This window comes from Streptomyces sp. NPDC002845 (assembly GCF_053591955.1).
On the sequence record NZ_JBSFUU010000005.1, the window covers coordinates 121,550 to 142,104 of the forward strand.

The 20,555-nt window shown below is 70.8% G+C and carries 17 protein-coding genes and 1 pseudogene; 6 read left to right on the forward strand and 12 right to left on the reverse strand.

What is annotated here, in order from left to right; translation table 11 throughout:
* The first annotated feature begins 1 nt into the window (after window position 1).
* Complete coding sequence (locus tag ACWD3C_RS05215) at window positions 2-1,210, forward strand: PP2C family protein-serine/threonine phosphatase (RefSeq protein ID WP_451140225.1); 1,209 nt, start codon at window positions 2-4, stop codon at window positions 1,208-1,210.
* Between the two features lie 153 nt (window positions 1,211-1,363).
* Here ACWD3C_RS05215 and ACWD3C_RS05220 read toward each other — a convergent pair whose 3' ends face one another.
* Entirely contained in the window at window positions 1,364-1,555 is a 192-nt protein-coding gene (locus ACWD3C_RS05220; protein ID WP_451140227.1) for a hypothetical protein, read from the reverse strand.
* 28 nt (window positions 1,556-1,583) lie between these two features.
* Between ACWD3C_RS05220 and ACWD3C_RS05225 the strand changes: the two genes are divergently transcribed.
* Entirely contained in the window at window positions 1,584-1,964 is a 381-nt protein-coding gene (locus ACWD3C_RS05225) for a hypothetical protein (RefSeq protein ID WP_451140229.1), read from the forward strand.
* Between the two features lie 853 nt (window positions 1,965-2,817).
* On the forward strand, window positions 2,818-3,339 hold the full coding sequence (locus ACWD3C_RS05230; protein ID WP_451140231.1) for an integrase: 522 nt from the start codon (window positions 2,818-2,820) through the stop codon (window positions 3,337-3,339).
* 81 nt (window positions 3,340-3,420) lie between these two features.
* On the opposite strand, the gene ACWD3C_RS05235 is transcribed toward ACWD3C_RS05230, so the two are convergent.
* The 8 genes and pseudogenes from ACWD3C_RS05235 to xylB form a co-directional block, all read right to left on the reverse strand.
* The gene (locus ACWD3C_RS05235; protein ID WP_451140233.1) at window positions 3,421-4,068 is read right to left on the reverse strand and encodes a class I SAM-dependent methyltransferase; all 648 of its coding nucleotides are present in this window, start codon (window positions 4,066-4,068) and stop codon (window positions 3,421-3,423) included.
* A gap of 85 nt (window positions 4,069-4,153) precedes the next feature.
* On the reverse strand, window positions 4,154-4,351 hold the full coding sequence (locus tag ACWD3C_RS05240) for a hypothetical protein (protein WP_451140235.1): 198 nt from the start codon (window positions 4,349-4,351) through the stop codon (window positions 4,154-4,156).
* Between the two features lie 561 nt (window positions 4,352-4,912).
* A pseudogene (locus tag ACWD3C_RS05245) lies at window positions 4,913-5,468 on the reverse strand (transposase family protein); the annotation flags it as partial.
* A 311-nt stretch (window positions 5,469-5,779) separates the two neighbouring features.
* A complete protein-coding gene (exaC, locus tag ACWD3C_RS05250; RefSeq protein WP_451140237.1) occupies window positions 5,780-7,303 on the reverse strand; it encodes an acetaldehyde dehydrogenase ExaC in 1,524 nt (507 codons plus the stop codon).
* Window positions 7,304-7,404: 101 nt separating this feature from the next.
* Entirely contained in the window at window positions 7,405-8,682 is a 1,278-nt protein-coding gene (locus ACWD3C_RS05255) for a GAF domain-containing protein (RefSeq protein ID WP_451140239.1), read from the reverse strand.
* Between the two features lie 167 nt (window positions 8,683-8,849).
* Window positions 8,850-9,449 carry an N-acetylmuramoyl-L-alanine amidase gene (locus ACWD3C_RS05260; protein ID WP_451140422.1) on the reverse strand — a complete coding sequence of 200 codons (600 nt, stop codon included), beginning with the start codon at window positions 9,447-9,449 and terminating at the stop codon, window positions 8,850-8,852.
* Between the two features lie 258 nt (window positions 9,450-9,707).
* Window positions 9,708-10,916 carry an ROK family protein gene (locus ACWD3C_RS05265; protein ID WP_451140241.1) on the reverse strand — a complete coding sequence of 403 codons (1,209 nt, stop codon included), beginning with the start codon at window positions 10,914-10,916 and terminating at the stop codon, window positions 9,708-9,710.
* Between the two features lie 76 nt (window positions 10,917-10,992).
* Window positions 10,993-12,438: a xylulokinase gene (gene xylB / locus ACWD3C_RS05270; RefSeq protein WP_451140243.1), complete on the reverse strand. Its 1,446-nt coding sequence runs from the start codon at window positions 12,436-12,438 to the stop codon at window positions 10,993-10,995.
* 192 nt (window positions 12,439-12,630) lie between these two features.
* Here xylB and xylA point away from each other — a divergent pair, with 192 nt between their 5' ends.
* Both xylA and ACWD3C_RS05280 read left to right on the forward strand, forming a co-directional pair.
* Entirely contained in the window at window positions 12,631-13,797 is a 1,167-nt protein-coding gene (gene xylA, locus ACWD3C_RS05275; RefSeq protein WP_451140245.1) for a xylose isomerase, read from the forward strand.
* A 454-nt stretch (window positions 13,798-14,251) separates the two neighbouring features.
* Window positions 14,252-14,830, forward strand: a complete 579-nt coding sequence (locus tag ACWD3C_RS05280; protein ID WP_451140247.1) for a hypothetical protein — start codon at window positions 14,252-14,254, stop codon at window positions 14,828-14,830.
* Between the two features lie 164 nt (window positions 14,831-14,994).
* On the opposite strand, the gene ACWD3C_RS05285 is transcribed toward ACWD3C_RS05280, so the two are convergent.
* Together ACWD3C_RS05285 and ACWD3C_RS05290 are read right to left on the reverse strand one after the other, a co-directional pair.
* Window positions 14,995-16,257, reverse strand: coding sequence for an SWIM zinc finger family protein (locus ACWD3C_RS05285; RefSeq protein ID WP_451140249.1), 1,263 nt, complete (start codon window positions 16,255-16,257; stop codon window positions 14,995-14,997).
* Complete coding sequence (locus tag ACWD3C_RS05290; protein ID WP_451140251.1) at window positions 16,254-19,100, reverse strand: SNF2-related protein; 2,847 nt, start codon at window positions 19,098-19,100, stop codon at window positions 16,254-16,256. The genes ACWD3C_RS05285 and ACWD3C_RS05290 overlap by 4 nt, the downstream gene beginning before the upstream one ends.
* Before the next feature lie 260 nt (window positions 19,101-19,360).
* On the opposite strand from ACWD3C_RS05290, the gene ACWD3C_RS05295 reads away from it, so the two are divergent.
* Window positions 19,361-19,540 carry a hypothetical protein gene (locus ACWD3C_RS05295; RefSeq protein WP_451140253.1) on the forward strand — a complete coding sequence of 60 codons (180 nt, stop codon included), beginning with the start codon at window positions 19,361-19,363 and terminating at the stop codon, window positions 19,538-19,540.
* Between the two features lie 65 nt (window positions 19,541-19,605).
* Here the strand turns inward: ACWD3C_RS05295 and ACWD3C_RS05300 are convergent, their stop codons facing one another.
* Window positions 19,606-20,451: a hypothetical protein gene (locus ACWD3C_RS05300; RefSeq protein ID WP_451140255.1), complete on the reverse strand. Its 846-nt coding sequence runs from the start codon at window positions 20,449-20,451 to the stop codon at window positions 19,606-19,608.
* Window positions 20,452-20,555 lie beyond the last annotated feature (104 nt).

Genomic DNA, 20,555 nt, shown 5'->3' on the forward strand with positions numbered 1-20,555 from the left:
CATGCGCGGGCGACGGCCACGGCCATGGCTGCGGGAGGCGGTGGCGGAAAACAGCAGCCTCGCACGGCTGCTGTCTGTCGCGCTGATCGTGCTCGGCGCCGTCCTCGAGCGGATCACCCCGCCCGATATCACCGTCACAGCGCTCTTCGCGGCCGCACCCATGGTCGCGGCCCCGCTGCTCTCCGCCCGCTTCACCGCGTTCATCGGGCTGGTCTCGACGCTCGTCCTGATGGCGCTGCTGGCCTTCTACGACAAGCCTGGGGTAGCGGAGGGCCTGACGAAGGCCGTGACCGTCGCCACGGTGGCGGTGCTCGCCCTCTTCATCAACCGCATCGTGCGGCGGGGCAGGGAGCGGCTTGCCTCCACCCGTACCGTCGCCGAGGCCGTCCAGCTCGCCGTGTTGCCGACACCTCCGCCCCGTGTCGGCCGGCTGGAGATCGCCGCCCGCTACGAGGCGGCGCACAGCGACGCCCGAATCGGCGGGGATCTCTACGCGGTCCAGGAGACCCCGCACGGCGTGCGACTGCTCGTGGGCGATGTGCGCGGCAAGGGTCTGGACGCGATCGAGGCTGTCGCTGTCATCATCGGCACCTTCCGGGAGGCCGCCGATGACGAGCTCTCGCTGGAGCGGGTCGCCGTCCGACTGGACCACGTGCTGACCCGGGAGGCCGAGCGCCAGGCGGGTCTGGAGCGCTTCGAGGGGTTCACCACCGCCCTCTTGGCGGAGGTGTGGGAGACCGGGAAGCTACGGCTGGTCAACCGGGGACATCCGGCACCGTTGCTGCTCGGCGTCGACGGCGACGTACAGCTCTTGGAGCCCTCCCAGCACGCGCTCCCGCTGGGGCTGGGCGGCCTGCGCCCCGCGTCGGCCGGTGATCGGTCCGGCGTCGTCGAGGCAACCTTTCCGCCCGGCGCGACGTTGCTGCTCTATACGGACGGCCTCACGGAGGCCCGCGCCGCCGACGGCACCTTCTACGACCCGGCCGCGCGGGCCCGTGCGGAGGACTGGGCGCTGCGCGACCCCGGTGATCTGCTCGACGCCCTGCTCGCGGACGTGGGCGCCTATACGGGCGGACGGCTCTCGGACGACATGGCGCTTCTCGCGGTGGCGCGCACATCGTCAGCCACCGAAACTGGCGCGGAGCCCCCGGTTTCGGGAAGGGGTGGGTCAGGGGAAACCCCCCGCCGCCTGGGTGTCATGTCTGCGTAACCGACGATTCAGACTCGGTTGCGAGCATCGCGGAATACAGCCCGGTGTGCCGAATGCGCAGAATCGCAGGCTCCACGCAGCCCTGCGTACCGATGCGGACTTGCCGACTGGTGCCAGCGCTGTCGAACCGCACCCGGTGCACATACCAGCGCCTCACCAGCGTGTCGTCGTCGACCGGCACCGACATCCCAGCACCGGCTCGATCGTGTCGTCACTCCACTCTGGCGCGATCACCGAATCCGGATCATGATCGCCAAGGGTGGTGGCATCAGCGACATCACCGTCGGCGACTGCCTCGAACTTCGACTCAGCGAGCACACCGTCCGCAACCAGGGCATCGTCCACACGCACTTCTACAGCTGGCTCCGCCACATTGGGGATCTTCCCCGACGACGATCCGGCAAGCCTGCGTCTGCGGAACCTCAGGCCGGTTCAGCTGACCATTGAGCAACTGGTCGACCGCTTCCACCTGCAGTGCCGGCCCATCCGCGACCTGATCGTCGACTACCTGAAGGAACGCCGGCCCAGCGTCGACTGCAACACCCTGCAGAACCTGTCTCGAGCCATCGCCGGCAACTTCTGGGCTGACCTCGAGGCCCACCACCCGGGAATCGACTCCACCGACCTGCCGTCGGACACTGCGACCGGGTGGAAGGAGCGCTTCCGCGCCGTCACCGCGCGGAAGAAACGGCCGGACGGCACGGTCATCGAGACCACGAAGCCGAGGATCTCCTACGTTCCGTCCTCATGCTGATCAGGGCGTTCTACCCCGACATCGCACAGTGGGCCGCGGGAAGAGCCCAGTCGCCGGGGCCCGTGGGCCGTCCGCTGCCCCATCAGCTGCGAGGAGACCCGACACGTCAAGCACGAGAAACAGCAACGAGCACGATCCCGCAGGCGCACCCGCGAGCGGCTTCCGGTCCTACCGTCCTTGGTCGACTTCGTGGCCCGACGCCTCCACGAAGCCAGGACACGGCTGGACGCCCTGAAAGAGGCGGAGCCAGAAGCCGAATTCACTGTCCTCAACGAGACGTTCGTCAAGCCGAAGGGATCGCGGGCCCGGGTCGCGCACCTCACCCGGGTGGCCTTCGACCAGCACAGGCACAAGCGAAACTCACCCAGGACGAGCACCGGGCCTTCTGGGCCTGGGCCGTGGTGGAGTTCCTGCGGCACACCGGCGTCCGCATCGAGGAGATGCTCAAGGCCAGCCACCACAGCATCACGCAATACAAGCTCCCCACCACCGGAGAGATCGTTCCCCTGCTGCAGATCGCGCCGTCGAAGACCGACGAGGAACGAGCCCTGCTCGTCAGTCCCGAACTCGCCGACGTCCTCGGCACCATCGTCACGCGAGTCCGCGACCGATCAGGGGCGATCCCGCTGGTCGCCTCCTTCTACGACCGCGAGAGGACCTGGAACCCGCCCCTGCCGTCGTTGTTCCAGTGGGACTCCGCCGGCCGACGCCGGCCAGTCTCGCCGGCCAACATCCGCAAGGCCCTCAACGAGGCCCTGGCCGCCATCGGCATGATCGACGAGAACGGCAAGCCCCTGCGCTTCAGCCCCACGACTTCCGCGGGATCCTCGTCACGGACGCCATCGCGAACGGCATGCCGCCACACATCGCCCAGATCATCTGCGGCCACAAGGACATCAACACCACGATGGGCTACAACTCCGTCTATCCACACGACGCGATCGAGGCCCACCGAGCCTTCATCGCACGCCGCCGTGCCCTGCGACCTGCAGAGGAATACCGGACAGCCACGGCTGAGGAGTGGGACCAGTTCCTCGGGCACATCGAGAAGCGGACGGTGTCCGTCGGCACCTGCGCACGCGCATTCGGATCACCTTGCATCCATGAGCACGCTTGTGTCCGATGCTCACTCCTGCGACCGGATCCGCCCCGGAGGACCCGATCGGAGGAGATCCGCGACAACCTGATCGCCCGCATCGCCGAGGCCGAGCGGGAAGGCCGGCCCGGCGAGGGCGAGGGACTCCAGGTCAGCCTCGCCGGAGCAGAGGAGAGACTCGCCCAGCTTGATGCCCGCCAGGAGTGCAGGTCATCGAAGGATTTCCTCGGAGTCCCCTTGTTCGACCAAAACGGAGCTCGAACGGACGGTGAGCCCTGATCATGAGCCGCCGCCTGGAGCCTGACGGCTCCCCGTCCGGCAGGTTGGATGCGGTCATGTGTTCGGCCAAACAGTCCTTGGCTAGGCTTTGCGGGCGAGCAGTTGAACCTCCTGGAACTGCCGCCGGTCGGTGGGCTGAGGCTCGCGAATCATCCGGGCCACCTCGGCCAACCCGGACGTGCGCAGCATCGCGGCGAGGTGATCAGGCCACCACCGATAGGCCGGCGCGACTGTGTGATCGAAGACCTGCGTCGGGTGAGACGGATCGTCGCTTGCCGAAAAGCCGACCAGAAGGTGGCCGCCAGGTGCCAGCACACGATGGAACTCCGCCAGGATGACGGGGAGTTCCCGCGGCGGAGTGTGGATGATGGACCAACGTGAGAGTACGCCGCCCAGTACGCCGTCAGCGATGTTCAACGCGGCCATCGAGCCCACGTCGAACCGCAGGCCCGGACAGGCCTGTCGAGCCAACTTGATCATCACAGGAGAGGCATCAACACCAAACGCCGCCAGCCCCAGCTCGTCCAGATAAGCGGTGATATGGCCAGGGCCACACCCCAGGTCCGCGACCTGACGGTCCCCACTCGCACGTACGACCTCGGCGAAGGCACCCAAGATCGCGCGGTCCAGGGGACTGTCACGCAGCGTGTCGCGGAACAGCTGCGCATAGGTGGGGGCAGCAGCGTCGTAGGCCTCGCGGGTGGCGCTGAGGGCATCGTGTTCGACCATGCTCGCGACAGTAGTTCCTGGCGCTGAGGCGAGCCGAGAGAATCACGATCTTCCCTCCCGCCTGTTCGCCCGGGCTATCGATAGTTCAGGGAAGTTCGGTGTACAGCTTCGTCGTCAGCTGCCCGCCGCAGCCTCCCAGCAGTAGCCTGCACCAGAACGTGTCCCCTACGTGTCGGCACCGGAAGGCGTCCATCTCGATCGCCTCCAGCGGCAGCAGTAGCGGCAACTCCGACTCCGCACCGCCCAGCACCGCCGTCTGGATCTGCCGCGTATCCCCCTGCAAACGAAACCCCCAACACCACTGCGCACCAAGTCTGTTCCTCCATCGCGCCGCCACCCCCACGGCTGTAAAAACGCCCGCTCAGCACACCGCCCCGATTCACCTCCGGGCGAAGCCACGGCATAGCGATCGCCGATCCCGGAGGCCCTTGTCAGGAGACGGGGAGCTGCCCCAACAACCGGCCGTGGTCAGCCCGTGCCGCCACGAGGCTCGCCAGCTCGCCGCGGCGTCGCTGAAACAGGGCCCCTTCCACGTGTCAGGAGCAGCGATCGCCTGGACACGAATCTCGGTCCCAAAACGCCCGGCAGGCTCATACAGACGCTGCAGGACGTCGAGCGCCCGGACATCGAGCGCTCTCGATATGCGTCCACCATGTCCGCGAGGCCCTGTCGAACTGGGCGACAGAGCACAGCAGTTGCCGCTGCTCCTCGAAGGCGGCCGGGTCCCGCGGGAGCCGCGGCGGCGGTGACCTCCAGCAGCCACCGCAGAGAGTCGGAGCGAGGAGATGGCGTCATGATGCGGACCGTACCCGCCACCACTGACAGTGAGCCTTTTCCAACCTCGGTTTGAGCTGGTCAGGTGGAGGGTGAGCACTGCCTGGACGAAGGGGGTGATCCGGGTCGTGGAACAACGCAGTTGGCGCAGGAGCCGCCAGGCTTTGAGGGTGGCGATGGCCTGTTCGCCGAAGGCTCGGATCTTGGCGTGAGAGCGGTTGACGGCCTGCTGACCGGCGGACAGGCGGTCCCACCGGCCGCGGCAGGGAACGCGCACGGTGCCGCCTGCACCCTGGTATCCCTGGTCGGCCCAGCAGGTGAGGCCGGCGTTGGCCAGGGTGTCGATGATGCCGTGTTCGCGGGCGGCCCGGATGTCGTGGACGGCCCCGGGCAGGGCCGGGGACCGTCCAGAGCAGACAGCCCATGGGGTCGGCGAGGACCTGCACGTTCATGCCGTGCTTGTGGTGCTTGCCCGAGTGGAGCGGCCGGTCGGCGGCGATCCGGTCGATGGGCAGCAGCGTCCCGTCCTGGATCAGGTACGCCTTCCTCGGCGCGCGCCGGGCCGCCTCGGCCAGGGCGGGTGCGAGGTCGGCCAGGACGTCGACGACCTCGGCGACGTACCGGTAGACGGCGCAGACTCACCAAATGAGACGAGGTTCTCTTCCGTCACTACGCCAAGTTCCTCGACATCGTTCGAGAACGGGCGAACCGCCTCATCGAGCAGTTCATGCAGGAGTGGGGGCGCGTCGGCCAAGGCGAAGCGTCTGAGGGCTGATCCGTGCGTTTGGTCCGTGACTGGTCCGGAAGTACTGGTCAGGAACGGGACAACCCTGGGAGAAAATGGGAGTTAGTGCGCAAGCCGGGCCCAGCCGTGAATCGGCTGAGCGAAAGGCGCCTGACGGGTAAAAGCCCAGGTCAGGCGCCTTTTCTCGTGTGTCTAGAAGAAGCCCAGCTTCTTCGGCGAGTACGACACCAGCAGATTCTTCGTCTGCTGATAGTGCTCAAGCATCATCTTGTGGGTCTCGCGGCCGATGCCCGAACCCTTGTAGCCGCCGAAGGCGGCGTGCGCCGGGTAGGCGTGGTAGCAGTTCGTCCAGACACGGCCCGCCTGGATCGAACGGCCCGCGCGGTAGGCGGTGTTGATGTCGCGGGTCCACACACCCGCCCCGAGACCGTACAGCGTGTCGTTGGCGATCTTGATGGCGTCGTCGAAGTCGTGGAACGACGTCACGGACACGACGGGCCCGAAGATCTCCTCCTGGAAGATCCGCATGCGGTTGTCGCCCTCGAAGACGGTGGGCTGGACGTAGTAGCCGCCCTTCAACTCGCCGTCGTACTCGACGCGTTCGCCGCCGGTGAGGACCTTGGCGCCCTCCTGCCGTCCGATGTCCAGATAGGAGAGGATCTTCTCCAGCTGGTCGTTGGATGCCTGGGCGCCGATCATCGTGTCCGTGTCGAGCGGGTGCCCGGTCTTGATCTGCTCGGTACGGGCGACCGCCGCCTCCATGAACTCGGCGTAGTGGCCGCGCTGCACCAGCGCCCGCGACGGACAGGTGCACACCTCGCCCTGGTTGAGCGCGAACATCGTGAAGCCTTCGAGGGCCTTGTCGCGGAACTCGTCGTTCGCCGCCCAGACGTCGTCGAAGAAGATGTTCGGCGACTTGCCACCGAGTTCGAGCGTGACCGGCGTGATGTTCTCCGAGGCGTACTGCATGATCAGGCGCCCCGTCGTGGTCTCCCCGGTGAACGCCACCTTCGCCACCCGCGAGCTGGACGCCAGCGGCTTGCCCGCCTCCACGCCGAACCCGTTGACGATGTTCACCACACCCGGCGGCAACAGGTCGGCCACCAGGCTCAGCCAGTAGTGGATGGACGCCGGGGTCTGTTCGGCGGGCTTGAGGATCACCGCGTTGCCCGCCGCGAGCGCGGGCGCCAGCTTCCACGTCGCCATGAGGATGGGGAAGTTCCACGGGATGATCTGCGCGACCACGCCGAGCGGCTCGTGGAAGTGGTACGCGACCGTGTCGTCGTCGAGCTCGGCGAGCGAGCCCTCCTGTGCGCGGAGCGCACCCGCGAAGTAGCGGAAGTGGTCGATCGCGAGCGGGATGTCGGCGGCCAGCGTCTCGCGCACCGGCTTGCCGTTCTCCCAGCTCTCGGCGACCGCCAGCTTCTCGAGGTTCGCCTCCATCCGGTCGGCGATCTTCCGGAGGATGTCCGAACGCTCGGTCACCGACATACGGCCCCAGCCGGGCGCGGCCGCGTGCGCCGCGTCCAGCGCACGCTCCACGTCCTCGCTCGTGCCTCGCGCGATCTCGGTGAACGGCCGACCGTTCACCGGACTCGGGTTCTCGAAGTACTGCCCGCGAGCCGGCGGCACGTACTCACCGCCGATGAAGTGGTCGTAGCGAGCCTCGTAGGAGACGATCGCGCCCTCGGTGCCGGGCGCCGCGAAACGGGTCATGGGGTACCTGCCTCCTGGAAAAGCGCTGCCCGCCGTTGGACAGCTCTCGGCGCGAGGCTAGGGACGGGCACGTTGCAACTACGTTGCGGCACTTGTCGCGCTTACCGGCGCGCCCGGCCTGTCCACCCCGGTGGTGCCGCCAGTTCCGACTCCAGTTCGTCCAGGCGTGCCCGGACGGCCGCCGTCGGTCGTACGGTGACGAGCGCCCGCCATACGTCGAGGTCGTCCTCGCCCCACGGCGCGTGCGCCCAGTCGGCCAGCAGGTCGGGGTCGCGGCGGGCAATGAGCGCCGTACGGAGCCCATCGGCGAGCCGGTGCCGCAGGCGTACCACCGCCGGCGCAAGCGAACCGGGCAGCAGCGGCCCACCGTACGCCCCCGCGGCCGCCGTGACCGCGCCCGTCTCCAACCTCCGTTCCACAACGGCGACATCGGACTCGACCGGAACCGTCAGCCGGTACGGCCGCGAGCCCAGCAGCCCCGGGCCGAGCAGCCTGCGCAGCCGGGCCAGCTCGGCGCGCAGCGTCACCGGCGTCACCGACTCGTTCTCGTACAGCGCGCACAGCAACTCATCACCGGTCAGCCCCTCCGGGTGCCGGGCGAGCAGCACCAGGATCTCGCTGTGCCGCCGACTGAGCCTCATCTTCCGCCCATCCACGAGGAGTTGGGCCTCGTCGTGGCCCAGCGCGGCCAGTTCGAGCGCGTCCGCCGCCGCCTCGGGCGGGGCGAGCAGCGCCAGCTGGGACTCGGCGGCACGCGCCACCGCCTGCACGAACCCCAGGCTGTGCGGATGCGCGAGGCCGTCGCCGCCGGTGATGTCCACCGCGCCCAGCACCCGCCCGGTGCGCGGATCGTGGACCGGCGCCGCCGCGCAGGTCCACGGCTGGACCCGCCGGATGAAGTGCTCGGCCGCGAACACCTGCACCGGCCGGTCCAGGGCAACGGCCGTACCCGGCGCGTTCGTACCGACCGCGGTCTCCGCCCAGCGTGCGCCCGGCACGAAGTTCATCCGGTCCGCCCGGCGCCGGGTGGTCGGGTGCCCCTCGACCCACAGCAGCCTGCCCTGCGCGTCGCACACCGCCAGCAGATGCTCGCCGTCCGCCGCGAACGGGCCCATGAGCTCCCGGACCAGGGGCATCACCCGGGCGAGCGGATGCTCCGCGCGGTAGGAGCCGAGGTCGCCGTCCGTGAGCTCCACGCTCGCGGTGCCGTCCGGGCCGACCCCCGCTCGCGCCGAACGCCGCCACGAGTCGGCCACCACCGAACGCACCGGCCGCTCCACCCGGCCCGCCTCGGTGAACGTCTCATGGGCGCGGCGCAGCACCCGTACCCGCTCGACGGGATCGGCCCCCGGCTCCAGGGCCACCCACGGATCGGTCAATGGAGCCTCCAGAGGAAGGCGATGTGGCTGACTCCCATCGTCACTCCCCGTACGCGCCCGGACAAGCCACGCGACGACGTTCCCGGAGCGGGGCGATCCGGTCGCTCCGGTTGCCGCGGCCGGTGAGGTTGCTCTGACTGCTCCGGTCGGTTCGGTCGCTCCGGGCCTCAGACGAGGTTGACCAGCCGTATGTAGCGCGTCCAGTCCCAGTTCGGCCCGGGATCGGTGTGGTCGGTGCCCGGCACCTCGTGGTGACCGATGATGTGGGCGCGGTCCTTGGGTATGCCGTGCTGGGCGCAGATCGCCGCGGTGAGCTTCGCCGACTGCGCGTACATGGCGTCGGTGAACCAGCCCGGCTCGTCCACCCAGCCCTCGTGCTCGATGCCGACGCTGCGCGCGTTGTAGTCCCAGTTGCCCGCGTGCCAGGCGATGTCGCGCTCCCGCACGCACTGCGCCACGTAGCCGTCGGCGGCCCTGACGACATAGTGCGCGGACACCTGCTTGCCCGGGTTCCGGAAGACGTTCAGGGTGTTCCGGAACCTCGTCTGTGTCACGTGGATGATCACGAGGTCGATGGGACGACTGGCCGGGCGGTCGGCCACCGTGTAGTTGGCGGAACTCGCCCCCGACCACTCCCCGAGCGCGTAGTCGACCGCCCGCGGCTGCGCCCCGGCCCGGGGATCGGGGAGCAGGACGTAGGGAACCGCGGCGAGGGCCGTGCCCTTGAGCATGCGCCGTCTGCTGGGGGACGAGCCGGCTCGCTCCATCACGAACTGCCTTTCTGAGGTGGGAGGTCGAATGTGTGCTCCGGGCCGTGCGACTGCACAGCTCCGTTCTGCCGAAGATCGGGGACGGGGTCTCGTCCGAACACGCGGGCGCCGGTCGGATGGTTGCGCCTCGCGTGAATCACGGTACGGCTCTGGCCGACTGCGCTGCCCGAGCGCTTCGAGTTCGGTGGACAACCACTTGACTGTGGATAACTTCGTCACCCACAAGGGGGACAAGCGGCTGTGCGGTGCCGGAAGTCAGGACCGCCCTGCCACCGCCGCCGGATCGTCGAGCACGTTCCGCACCACCGAGTGCGCCGCGCCCAGCAGTGGGCCCTCCGGGCCCAGCCGTGACACGGTCACGGCGCAGGCGGGCCCCGCCGCGCGCCGGGCCAGCTCCCGCTCCAGCGACGGCAGCAGCCAGGGCGCGAGGCCGGACAGGGCGCCGCCCAGCACGACCGTCTGAGGGTCCAGCAGATTGACCGCGCCGGTCAGCGCGATGCCGAGCGCGGTGCCCGCTCCGCGCAGGGCACGCCGTACGTCCTTGTCGCCTTCGGCGGCGCGCTCGGCCAGCAGCCCGACGAGGTCCTCGCCCGGCTCCAGCCCGGCCGCCCGGAGCACGGCCTCCTCACCGGCGTACTGCTCCAGACAGCCACGCCCGCCGCACGGGCACTCCGGCCCGTCCGGACGGACGGGCACATGCCCCAGCTCGCCGGCGAAACCGCGTGTTCCGCGCAGCAGCCGGCCGTCCACGACGACCGCGCCGCCGATACCGATCTCCGCGGAGACGTGCAGGAAGTCGCGGGGGGTGTCCTCGCCGAGCCAGAGTTCGGCGAGGCTGCCGAAGTTGGCCTCGTTGTCCACGGTCAACGGCAGTTCACCGGGCAGCAGGGCGCCGAGGTCCACGTCGTGCCAGTCGAGGTTGGGGGCGCGGACCACGGTGCGGGCGTCGCGCGCCACCAGGCCGGGCACGGCGACCGCGAGACCCACGGGCCACAGTCCTTCCCGATCCGCCTCGGCGACGACCTGCCGCACCAGCGCGTTCAGGTCGGAGATCACCTGCTCGGGCGTGCGGCCCCGGTTCGTGCCGTGCCGGACGGCCCGCGCCCGCGTCTCACCCCGCAGATCCACCGCACAGACCGCGAGATGGTCGACGCCGATCTCCGCGCCGATCCCGGCGGGTCCGCGCCCGCTGAGAGCGAGCGCGGAGCCGGGCCGGCCCACCCGGCCCGGACGCTCGGGGCCCAGTTCTTCGAGGAGTCCGGCCCGGATGAGCTCGTCCACCAGCGTCGACACGGCCGCCCGGGTCAGCCCGATGCGCGAGGCGACGGCGGCACGGGACAGCGGCCCCTCGGCGTTGACGGTGTGCAGCACCCGGGAGAGATTGCGGCGGCGCATGCCCTGCTGGGTGTCGGGCAGCCGGCGGCCGGGACTGGCCGGATGGGCCTCGTGCAGCGGTGCGGTCATGCCTGAAGTCAGTCCTCGTCCGGCGGTTCCCCCTCGGGGCTGTCCTGGGCGGCGCGCACAACCGCTGCGGGCCTCGTCAGCGCCGGTCGGGCCCTCGCTGAAGCAGCGGCGCCGCGTCGGAGAGTACCCCGGCGATCCTGGCCAGCGCCGCCTCGTCCCGCTCGACGGCGTCCAGCACCGGCCCGCGGGCCGTGTCCCAGCGACGGGCGACCGCGGCCGGGTCCTCGCCGGTCAGCAGGCCGGCGGCCTGTGCGGCGGCGCCGAGCGCGACCAGTTCCCTTGCCTCGGGCACCTGGACCGGCCGCCCCGACAGCCGCCGTACGGTCTGCTGCCAGGCCGTTCCGCGCGCGCCCCCGCCGATCAGCAGCAGCGGCGCCGAGCGGTCCGCGTCCGCGTCCAGCACCAGGTCGAGGGCGCCGAGCAGGGAGTGGACCGCGCCGTCGTACGCGGCCTGGAGCAGTTGCCCGGCGGTCGTGTCGTGCCGCAGTCCGTGCAGCAGTCCCGAGGCGTGCGGCAGGTCCGGTGTGCGCTCGCCGTCCAGGTAGGGGAGCAGGGTCACGTTCGTGCCGGGCTCGACGGCCTCGCGGTCCAGGCCCAGCAGGGCGGCCACGCGGTCCACGGCGAGCGTGCAGTTCAGGGTGCAGGCCAGCGGCAGCCAGTCGCCGCGCGCGTCGGCGAAGCCCGCCACGGTGCCGGTGGGGTCCGCGGGGCGCTGCGTCGAGACGGCGTACACCGTGCCGGAGGTGCCGAGGCTCAGCACCGGGGTGCCGGGGCGCAGGCCGAGGCCCAGCGCGGCGGCGGCGTTGTCACCGGTGCCGGGTGCGACCAGGGTGCCCTTCGAGAAGGGCAGGTCGTGGGAGTCCCGCACGGTGCCCGCCACCTCGCCGGGCCGGACCACGTGAGGCAGCAGGGCGGGGTCGAGCCCCACGTGCCGGAGGGTCTCCTCGTCGTACGCCTCCGTCCCGGACGCCCACCACCCCGTACCGGAGGCGTCTCCGCGGTCGGTCGTGCCCCACCCTGTCAGCCGCTCGGTGAGGTAGTCGTGCGGCAGGCGCACGGCGGCCGTCGCACGGACCGACTCGGGCTCGTTCTCGGCCAGCCAGGCCCACTTCGTGACCGTGAAGGATGCTCCCGGCACGCTTCCGGTGCGCTCGGCCCAGGCCTTGGAACCGCCCAGCTCCTCCACCAGACGGCGGGCCTGCGGCGCGGAGCGCACGTCGTTCCACAGCAGCGCCGGGCGTACGGGATCGCCCTGGGCGTCGAGGGTGACCAGGCCGTGCTGCTGGCCCCCGATCGACACGGCGGCGGCCTCGTGTGCCGCGTCACCGCACTGCCGCAGGGCCGTGCACAGCGCGTCCCACCATTGCCGCGGATCGCTCTCGCGGCCCGCCCCTGAGGACACCGTGTGCGGCGCCTGTCCGCTCGCCACCACTCGTCCGGTCGACGCGTCGACCACCAGGGCCTTGGTGGACTGCGTGGACGTGTCCACACCGACGACGAGCGGACCCTCGGCTGCTGACATCGCGCTCTCCCTCTTCCGCGGCTTGCGGGATCTGGCCTGTTGACCGGCGTGTCGGAGGTCTGGGCCGCCCCGATCACGCACCGTGTTCCTTGTCTCCTTACGGAGACACATCGTCTCTTCCCAGAGATGCCTCCGCATACTAATTTGTTAAGCGCCATGACGAAATAGTCGGAACAAGCAAGGAGCCGCGGCATGAACTACCAGCCCACCCTCGATGACAGGTTCACCTTCGGCTTGTGGACCGTCGGCTGGCAGGGGAGGGACCCGTTCGGCGACGCCACCCGGCGCGCCCTCGACCCGGTCGAGACGGTGCAGCGTCTGGCCGAACTCGGCGCCCACGGAGTGACCTTCCACGACGACGACCTGATCCCCTTCGGGTCCTCGGACAGCGAGCGTGAGTCGCACATCAAGCGCTTCCGGCAGGCCCTCGACGCCACCGGGATGACCGTGCCGATGGCCACGACCAACCTGTTCACGCACCCCGTCTTCAAGGACGGCGCGTTCACCGCCAACGACCGCGACGTCCGCCGCTACGCGCTGCGCAAGACGATCCGCAACATCGACCTGGCCGTCGAGCTGGGCGCGAAGACATACGTCGCCTGGGGCGGCCGCGAGGGCGCCGAATCCGGTGCCGCCAAGGAGGTGCGGGTCGCCCTCGACCGTATGAAGGAGGCCTTCGACCTCCTCGGCGAGTACGTGACCTCCCAGGGCTACGACCTGCGCTTCGCCATCGAGCCCAAGCCGAACGAGCCGCGCGGCGACATCCTGCTGCCCACGGTCGGTCACGCCCTGGCCTTCATCGAGCGCCTGGAGCGCCCGGAGCTGTACGGAGTCAACCCCGAGGTCGGCCACGAGCAGATGGCCGGGCTGAACTTCCCGCACGGCATCGCCCAGGCCCTGTGGGCGGGCAAGCTCTTCCACATCGACCTCAACGGCCAGTCCGGCATCAAGTACGACCAGGACCTGCGCTTCGGCGCCGGTGATCTGCGTGCCGCCTTCTGGCTGGTCGACCTCCTGGAGAGCGCCGGTTACGAGGGCCCGAAGCACTTCGACTTCAAGCCGCCGCGGACCGAGGACCTCGACGGAGTGTGGGCGTCGGCTGCGGGCTGCATGCGCAACTACCTCATCCTGAAGGAGCGTTCGGCGGCCTTCCGCGCCGACCCGGAGGTCCAGGAGGCCCTGCGCGCCTCCCGCCTCGACGAGCTGGCGCAGCCCACCGCCGCCGACGGTCTGCAGGCGCTGCTCGCGGACCGTACGGCCTTCGAGGACTTCGACGTCGAGGCGACCGCCGCGCGCGGGATGGCGTTCGAACGCCTGGACCAGCTGGCGATGGATCACCTGCTGGGCGCGCGCGGCTGAGCACGCGCGCGTGGGAGACGCGGGACCGGACCTGTCATGGGTCCCGCGTCCTCCTTTGCCGACGTCTGGAGCCCTTGTGAGGCCCTTGGGGTTCGAGATTCTGCGATCTGCGATCTCTACGTGGAATTCGCCGGAATCGTGCCATCCGTGACATGGGCCCGTATCAACTCCCGCACGGGGGTCGCGTCATGACCGGTTCGAGGCGACTCTTGTCGGTATGGCCACGCCGCCCTTACCGCCCAAGCCACCTAGGCCGCCGGGAGGCCCACCGCCTCCGTACGACGGTGGCTTCGGCCCGCCGTCGTACGGAGGCGGTCTGCCTCCCGGTCAGGGCGGCGGGGGCTCGTGGCCTCCCGGACCACCCGGAGGGCCGCCTCCAAGGGGTCGGCGGAATCTCCTTCTCATCCTTCTGGCCGTCGTCGTCGCCCTCGGCGCCGTCGCTGCCGTCGTGCTGGTGGCCACCAGTGGCGACGGATCGTCGGACGAGAAGTCCCCGGCCGGGAGCAGCCGCAGTCCGGGGCGCGTACCGACCCCGTCGCTGAGCATTCCGTCCGAGCTGCCCGGCGAACTGCCGTCGCTGTCTTCGAACCTGCCCAGTGAACTGCCGAGCGCGTTCCCGAGCGAACTGCCCAGTGAGTTTCCGAGCGACCTTGACTCGTTCTTCGCGTCCCCGGCGGGCGACGAAGTGCCGTACTACATGCTCAAGGCGGGCGACTGTTTCAACCTGAACGACAGCCGGCCCGGGCAGGCGGCCAAGCGCTCGTGCAGCAAGCCGCACGACGCCGAGGTCGTGAAGGTCGCCGAACTGGAGGGCGGCTACACGACCGACGCCGCGCTGAAGAAGGCGGCCTCAACCCTGTGCGAGGAGACCCTCCAGGGTAAGGCCGCCCGGCAACCCGCCGGCACGGTACGCGGCACCCTGGTGCAGTATCCGGACCCCCAGAGCTACGAACTGGGCATCGACAACGTCGCGTGCAGCTTGTCGGCGGACGTCGGTGGTGGCGGCCGCAAGCTCACGAAGCCTCTGACGTGAACGTGAACGACCCGCGCGCGTGAGCGTCGCTTTTCACAGCTCACGCGCGCGTGCTGGTGCGCTGCCGGAGGCAGGCCCCGGACGGCAGTTGCGCAAGCCCCGACCGTCACCGCTGTTCACGAGACGCGCACGCACTGGTCCGATCTCCGGTTGCCGGATCCGCCTCAGGTGTCCTCTTGCGCCGTCGCCAGCGCCGTCGCCGGATCCCGGGCCGCCGGGCCCGCGGGCACCCAGCGGCCGTGTTCCTTGCGATACGGCCACCAGCGGCCGTCCCGGCCCGGACGTAGCTGAACCGACGCGCCGGTCACCGTCCAGCGGTTGTCCGAGGCGCGAAGCCGTGGCCGTTCCTCCTCGTCCCACGCGGCTTCCAGGGCGGCACGCACGCGTGCGAGCGCTTCCGCCTCCGGGCGCCACTCGTCCTCGAGCACGGACAGTGCGGCCACACCGCCGTACCGCCACGCGCGTACGGCGAGCGCCAGCCCTTCTCGGTCGCGCCCCGATCCGTCGGCGAGGAGGGCCGATATCGCGGCCGCCTCGGGGTTGCCCGCGGCCAGCCGGACCGCGTCCTGGGCAGGCGTCAGCTCGTCCTCGCACGCCTCCTGTTCATGCCCGGGCCGGAGCGCGCCGGTGAGCAGCCGGTGCGCCTCCGAGGCCGCCCGCGCCGCGAGGAACTCCAGCGCGGCCGGATCGACACCGGACGCCGGTGCGGCCTCCGTGTCCAGAGAGAGTGGCAGGCCGGGCTCCGCGGGCAGTTCGGGCGGCTCGGGGAGAGGCGGGAGGATGCCTCCGGCCGCGTACGCCTCGGCGGCGTCCACGCCCTCCTCGGGGCCGTCCGGCGCCGTCGGCTCCTCGGGCGGCGTGATGCTGCGGACCTGGAGTTCGTCCAGCAGCGCGCGTTCGCCCCGTCCTCGCATCAGCAGCAGAACGAACGGATCCTGGTCCAGCAGCCGCGCCACCTGGTAGCAGAGCGCGGCGGTGTGCCCGCAGTGGTCCCAGGCCCCGCAGCCGCATTCCGGCTCCAGATCGCCGAGCCCCGGAAGGAGTTCGACTCCGGCGGTGGCCGCGTCCTCGACCAGGTGGGGCGGCATCTCGCGGTCCAGGAGGGCGGCTATGTGCCCGGCGCGTTCGACGGCCATGCCCAGGAAGCGGTCCCACTGCTCCTCGGACAGCTCCTGCAGCAGGACGTCGGCCCGGTGCGCGGTCCGGTCGCGGTCCTGGACGACGGCCGTGATGCGTCCCGGGCGCACCGACACGGCTCCCACAGCTCCCGCGCGCGCGAGACGGCGGCCCGTCCGCAGCTGCTCGGAGTCCAGCGCCGCGTCCTCCAGGGCCTTCAGCCAGGCCTGGCCCCACCAGGTCTGCGCGAAACCGCGTCCCCGCGCGGGCGGCAGCGCGGCGAACGTGCGCTCCTCGTCGTGGTCTCTCATCGTGCTCCCCCTCGCAGCTCCACCAGGTCGGCCAGTTCGGCGTCGGACAATTCGGTGAGCCCCGCCTCGCCGGAACCGAGCACCGCGTCGGCCAACTCCCGCTTGCGCAGCAGCATGTCGGCGATGCGATCCTCGATCGTCCCCTCCGCGATCAGACGGTGCACCTGCACGGGCCGGGTCTGCCCGATGCGGTAGGCGCGGTCGGTGGCCTGTGCCTCGACGGCCGGGTTCCACCAGCGGTCGTAGTGGACGACATGCTCGGCCCTGGTCAGGTTCAGCCCCGTGCCGGCGGCCTTCAACGACAACAGGAAGACCGGGACTTCGCCCTCCTGGAAGCGCCGGACCATCACCTCGCGCGTGTCGACCGGTGTTCCGCCGTGCAGGAACTGCGAAGGCACCCCACGGGCCGTCAGATGCCGTTCGATGATCCGCGCCATGCGCACGTACTGGGTGAAGACCAGAACGCTCGCCTCCTCGGAGAGGATGGTGTCGAGCAACTCGTCCAGCAGCTCCAGCTTGCCCGACCTGCCCGGGATTCTCGGCCGCTCCTCCTTGAGGAACTGCGCCGGGTGGTTGCAGATCTGCTTGAGCCCGGTCAGCAGCTTCACGATCAGCCCGCGCCGCGCCATGCTGTCGGCCCCGGAGATCTCCGCCAGGGTCTCGCGTACCACCGCCTCGTACAGCCCCGCCTGCTCCTTGGTCAGGGACACGGCACGGTCGGTCTCGGTCTTCGGCGGCAGCTCGGGCGCGATGCCGGGATCAGACTTCCGGCGGCGCAGCAGGAACGGCCGTACGAGCTGGGCGAGGCGCTCCGCCGCCGCGGGGTCCCGGCCGCCCTCGACGGCCTGTGCGTACCGGGTGCGGAAGGTGCCGAGCCTGCCGAGGAGTCCCGGAGTCGTCCAGTCGAGGATCGCCCACAGTTCGGAGAGGTTGTTCTCCACCGGAGTGCCGGTGAGCGCCACACGCGCGCGTGAACCGATCGTGCGCAGCTCTTTCGCCGTGGCCGAGTAGGGGTTCTTCACGTGCTGCGCCTCGTCCGCGACGACCATGCCCCACGCCACCTCGGCGAGCCGCGGCGCGTCGAGCCGCATCGTGCCGTACGTGGTGAGCACGAACTCAGCGTCGGCAAGCGCCTCCAGGCTGCGGCGGGCCCCGTGGAAGCGTCGCACCGGGGTGCCGGGTGCGAACTTCTCGATCTCCCGCTGCCAGTTGCCCATCAGCGAGGCCGGGCAGACGACGAGCGTGGGTCCCGAGGCCGACGGCTCGGTCTGCCGGTGCAGATGCAGCGCGATCAAGGTGATCGTCTTGCCCAGGCCCATGTCGTCGGCCAGACAGCCGCCCAGACCCAACGACGTCATCCGGGCGAGCCAGTTGAGGCCCCGCAACTGGTAGTCGCGCAGGGTCGCCGCGAGGGCCGCGGGCTGTCCCACCGGTTGCTGCCCCTCGGGGTCCGCCAGCCGCTCCCGCAGCGTCGCCAGCCACCCCGTGGGTCGTACGTCGACACGACGGCCGTCGACCTCCGTGGAGCCCGTCAGAGCGGCGCTCAGCGCGTCGACGGGCGTGACCTTGAGGTCCTGCTGGGCGCGGGCGCGGCGCACCTCCTCGGGGTCGACGAGGACCCACTGGTCGCGCAGCCGCACCATGGGCCGGTTCGCCTCGGCCAGCTGGTCCAGCTCCTGCCGGGTGAGCTGCTGGTCGCCCAGCGCGAACCGCCAGGTGAAGGCAAGCAGCGCGTCGGCGGACAGGAACGACGGTGTGTCCGACGCGACCGAGACGGGGCCCTGCTCGTCGTCATGCGGGCCGATGACCGCGCGGGCGGTCAGCTTGCGCGCGAACTCCTTGGGCCAGTGCACGTCGACGCCGGCGCCCGCCAGCTGTCGGGCGCCTTCCCCGAGGAGGTCGGTGATCTCGTCGTCGGCGAGGTCGACGCGGTCCGGCACGGCCGCCGACAGCAGCGGAGTGAGGGGCGCCCAGGCACGGGCCGCGCGGCGCAGGGCGAGCAGAGTGTCCATCCGCGCGCGTGGGCCGAAGGCCCCGGCCCACACCGCGGCGGCATCCGTCACGAGGGCCGGGTCGCTCACGCTGTGCACCTGCGGCACAACGCGGAACGGCAGCCGGACCTCGTCCGACTCGGTCGTCTCCAGCCCGGGCACCTCGATGCGCAGCGAGAGGCGTACGCCGGCGTCGTGGCCGGCGGCGACCTCGGTGGCCCAGGCGCGCTGCTCGGGCACGTACTGCGGCTCCTGGGCGGCGAAGGCCGGGGCGCCCGCCGCGAGCTTCGCCGCGGGGGAGCGGGGCAAGGTGTCGGCGATCGCGTCGAGGAAGTCGCGCAGCAGCCGTTCCGGGTCCGGCAGGCGCCAGGGCTCGGAGTTGTCCACGGGCACCGCGTGCGCCTCGGGCGGCAGCGCGGCGGCCAGCTCACGCACCCGCTCCACGTCCTCCGCGCGCAGTGGACCCGCCCGCCACGCGTCGTGGCTGCCCGCGGACAGGCCGGGCAACAGCAGTCCCCGCGCGGCGAACTGCAGCGCCAGTAGGGCGGCCGCACCCCAGAACGCGGTCGCCCGGTGCGGCTGTGCCGCGGCACGCGCGCGCGTGAGAACCGGCAGTGCGGCGCGCACCGGCAGCAGCACGGCGGGTACGGACACCAGCTCGACGCCCCCGTCGCCGGGCACGACGACAGTCAGCTCCTCGGCGGTACCCGCCGCGACCGCGGGCGGCATCGCGCCGTCGGGCCGCCAGAAGGCGACGTCGCCGGCCCGGGCCGGGTCCGCGGGCACGAACACGGCACAGCAACCGGCCAGTTCTGAGATCTCCGAGGGTGCTGCCGTGGGAATTCTCTGCACAGCGATAGCTTATTCCTCAAATTTGACTACTGAGGGTCGGAATCGTTGAGAGTACAGGACCATGGATGACAGGGAGGTGCGGCGAGACCGTGACGTGAGTCACTCTGTATGCGGGCCCGTCGACTCCTGTCGGGAAGCTGCTCAGGGTCATGTCAGGGGTGCGCCTCAGGGTCGTATCAGGGTCGCGGTCCGGAACTGCTGGAAGCGCGGACCCGTTTTCAGGGCAGAGAGCGGCAGTGGCCGCGAAGGAGGCGACGGAGATGTCGAAGAACGCGAAGATCGCCGCGGGAGGGGCGGCGGTCGGACTCATCCTGCTGATCTGGCTCCCCTGGTGGGCGCTCCTCATCATCCTGGGGGTCCCGGCGGCGGCGTACCTCACGCTGGACCCCTCGCAGTGGCGCAGGCTGCGCCGTGTCACCCGAAAGGAGCTCGGCCGCTGAGGGGCCGTCGGAGCGGTGCGGCGGCCCGCTGACGGGGCCGTGGGGGTGCACGGCCCTGCCCGGGATCAGTTGGGGCGTACCGCCATCTCGTCGAGGGCTTTGAGGAGGCCGGGCAGTTCCGGGCCGCGGCCCACCGGCAGCACCTCTCCGGGCTCTTCGTCGAGGAGGACGAACGCGATGTCGTCGGTCCTGGCCACCATGGACCAGCCGGGACCGTCGGCACGCAGGGTCCGGGCGTCGCCGGGTGCGAACGAGGAGCGGACGCGGCCCAGGGGCGGCGGCGTGTCCACGTACGCGTGCGCCTCGGTGAGGACGCGACGCACGCCACTGCGGGTGCTGTTCCCGTTGTCACCGGGCGCGGCGTCCGGGGTGTCGCCGGGCGCTGCCTTACCGTCCTGGTTCGCGAACGTGGAGTCGTCGATCTGCTCGCGCCAGGTCGACCACTGGAGGGCGATCTCGTCGGCGCCGAGGCGGCGCTGGGCGGGGCCCCAGGTGTCGGTGTCCGGCGGGCGCAGTGGCTGCCGTTCCGCGATCTCCGGCGGGGGGTCGTGCGGCGCGGGCACACCGGGAGCCGCGACGGCCACCGCGAGGGGCCAGCCGGGCAGCGCGGCCACGACCGAGCGCTCGTCGGGCGACAGGTCGTACTCCATGCCGCAGTCCCACGACGCGATGGCGACGGCGACCAGCGACACATCGTCGACGACCACCGTCCATCGCGCACCGTCGCTGTCCTGGCCCAGCACGAGGCCGTACCCGTCGGCGAGCGGCGCGAGGTCGAGCGCCGCACAGGCCTCCGGATAGTCGTCGCCCAGCACGCTGGGGAACTGCGCGGGCGTCAGCAGCACCGCCGTGAGCACATACAGTGCGTCGTCGTCCCCGGCGGCGACGGCGTCCTCGTCCGTCCCGGCCATGCCGGCCTCCCCATCGCTCTCTCGTCCGTCGGCGCACCCTAATGCGCCAGGAAGGAGCTTGTCACGACTGCGAAGCACGCGCAGAGCTGCGATGGTCCGGCTGT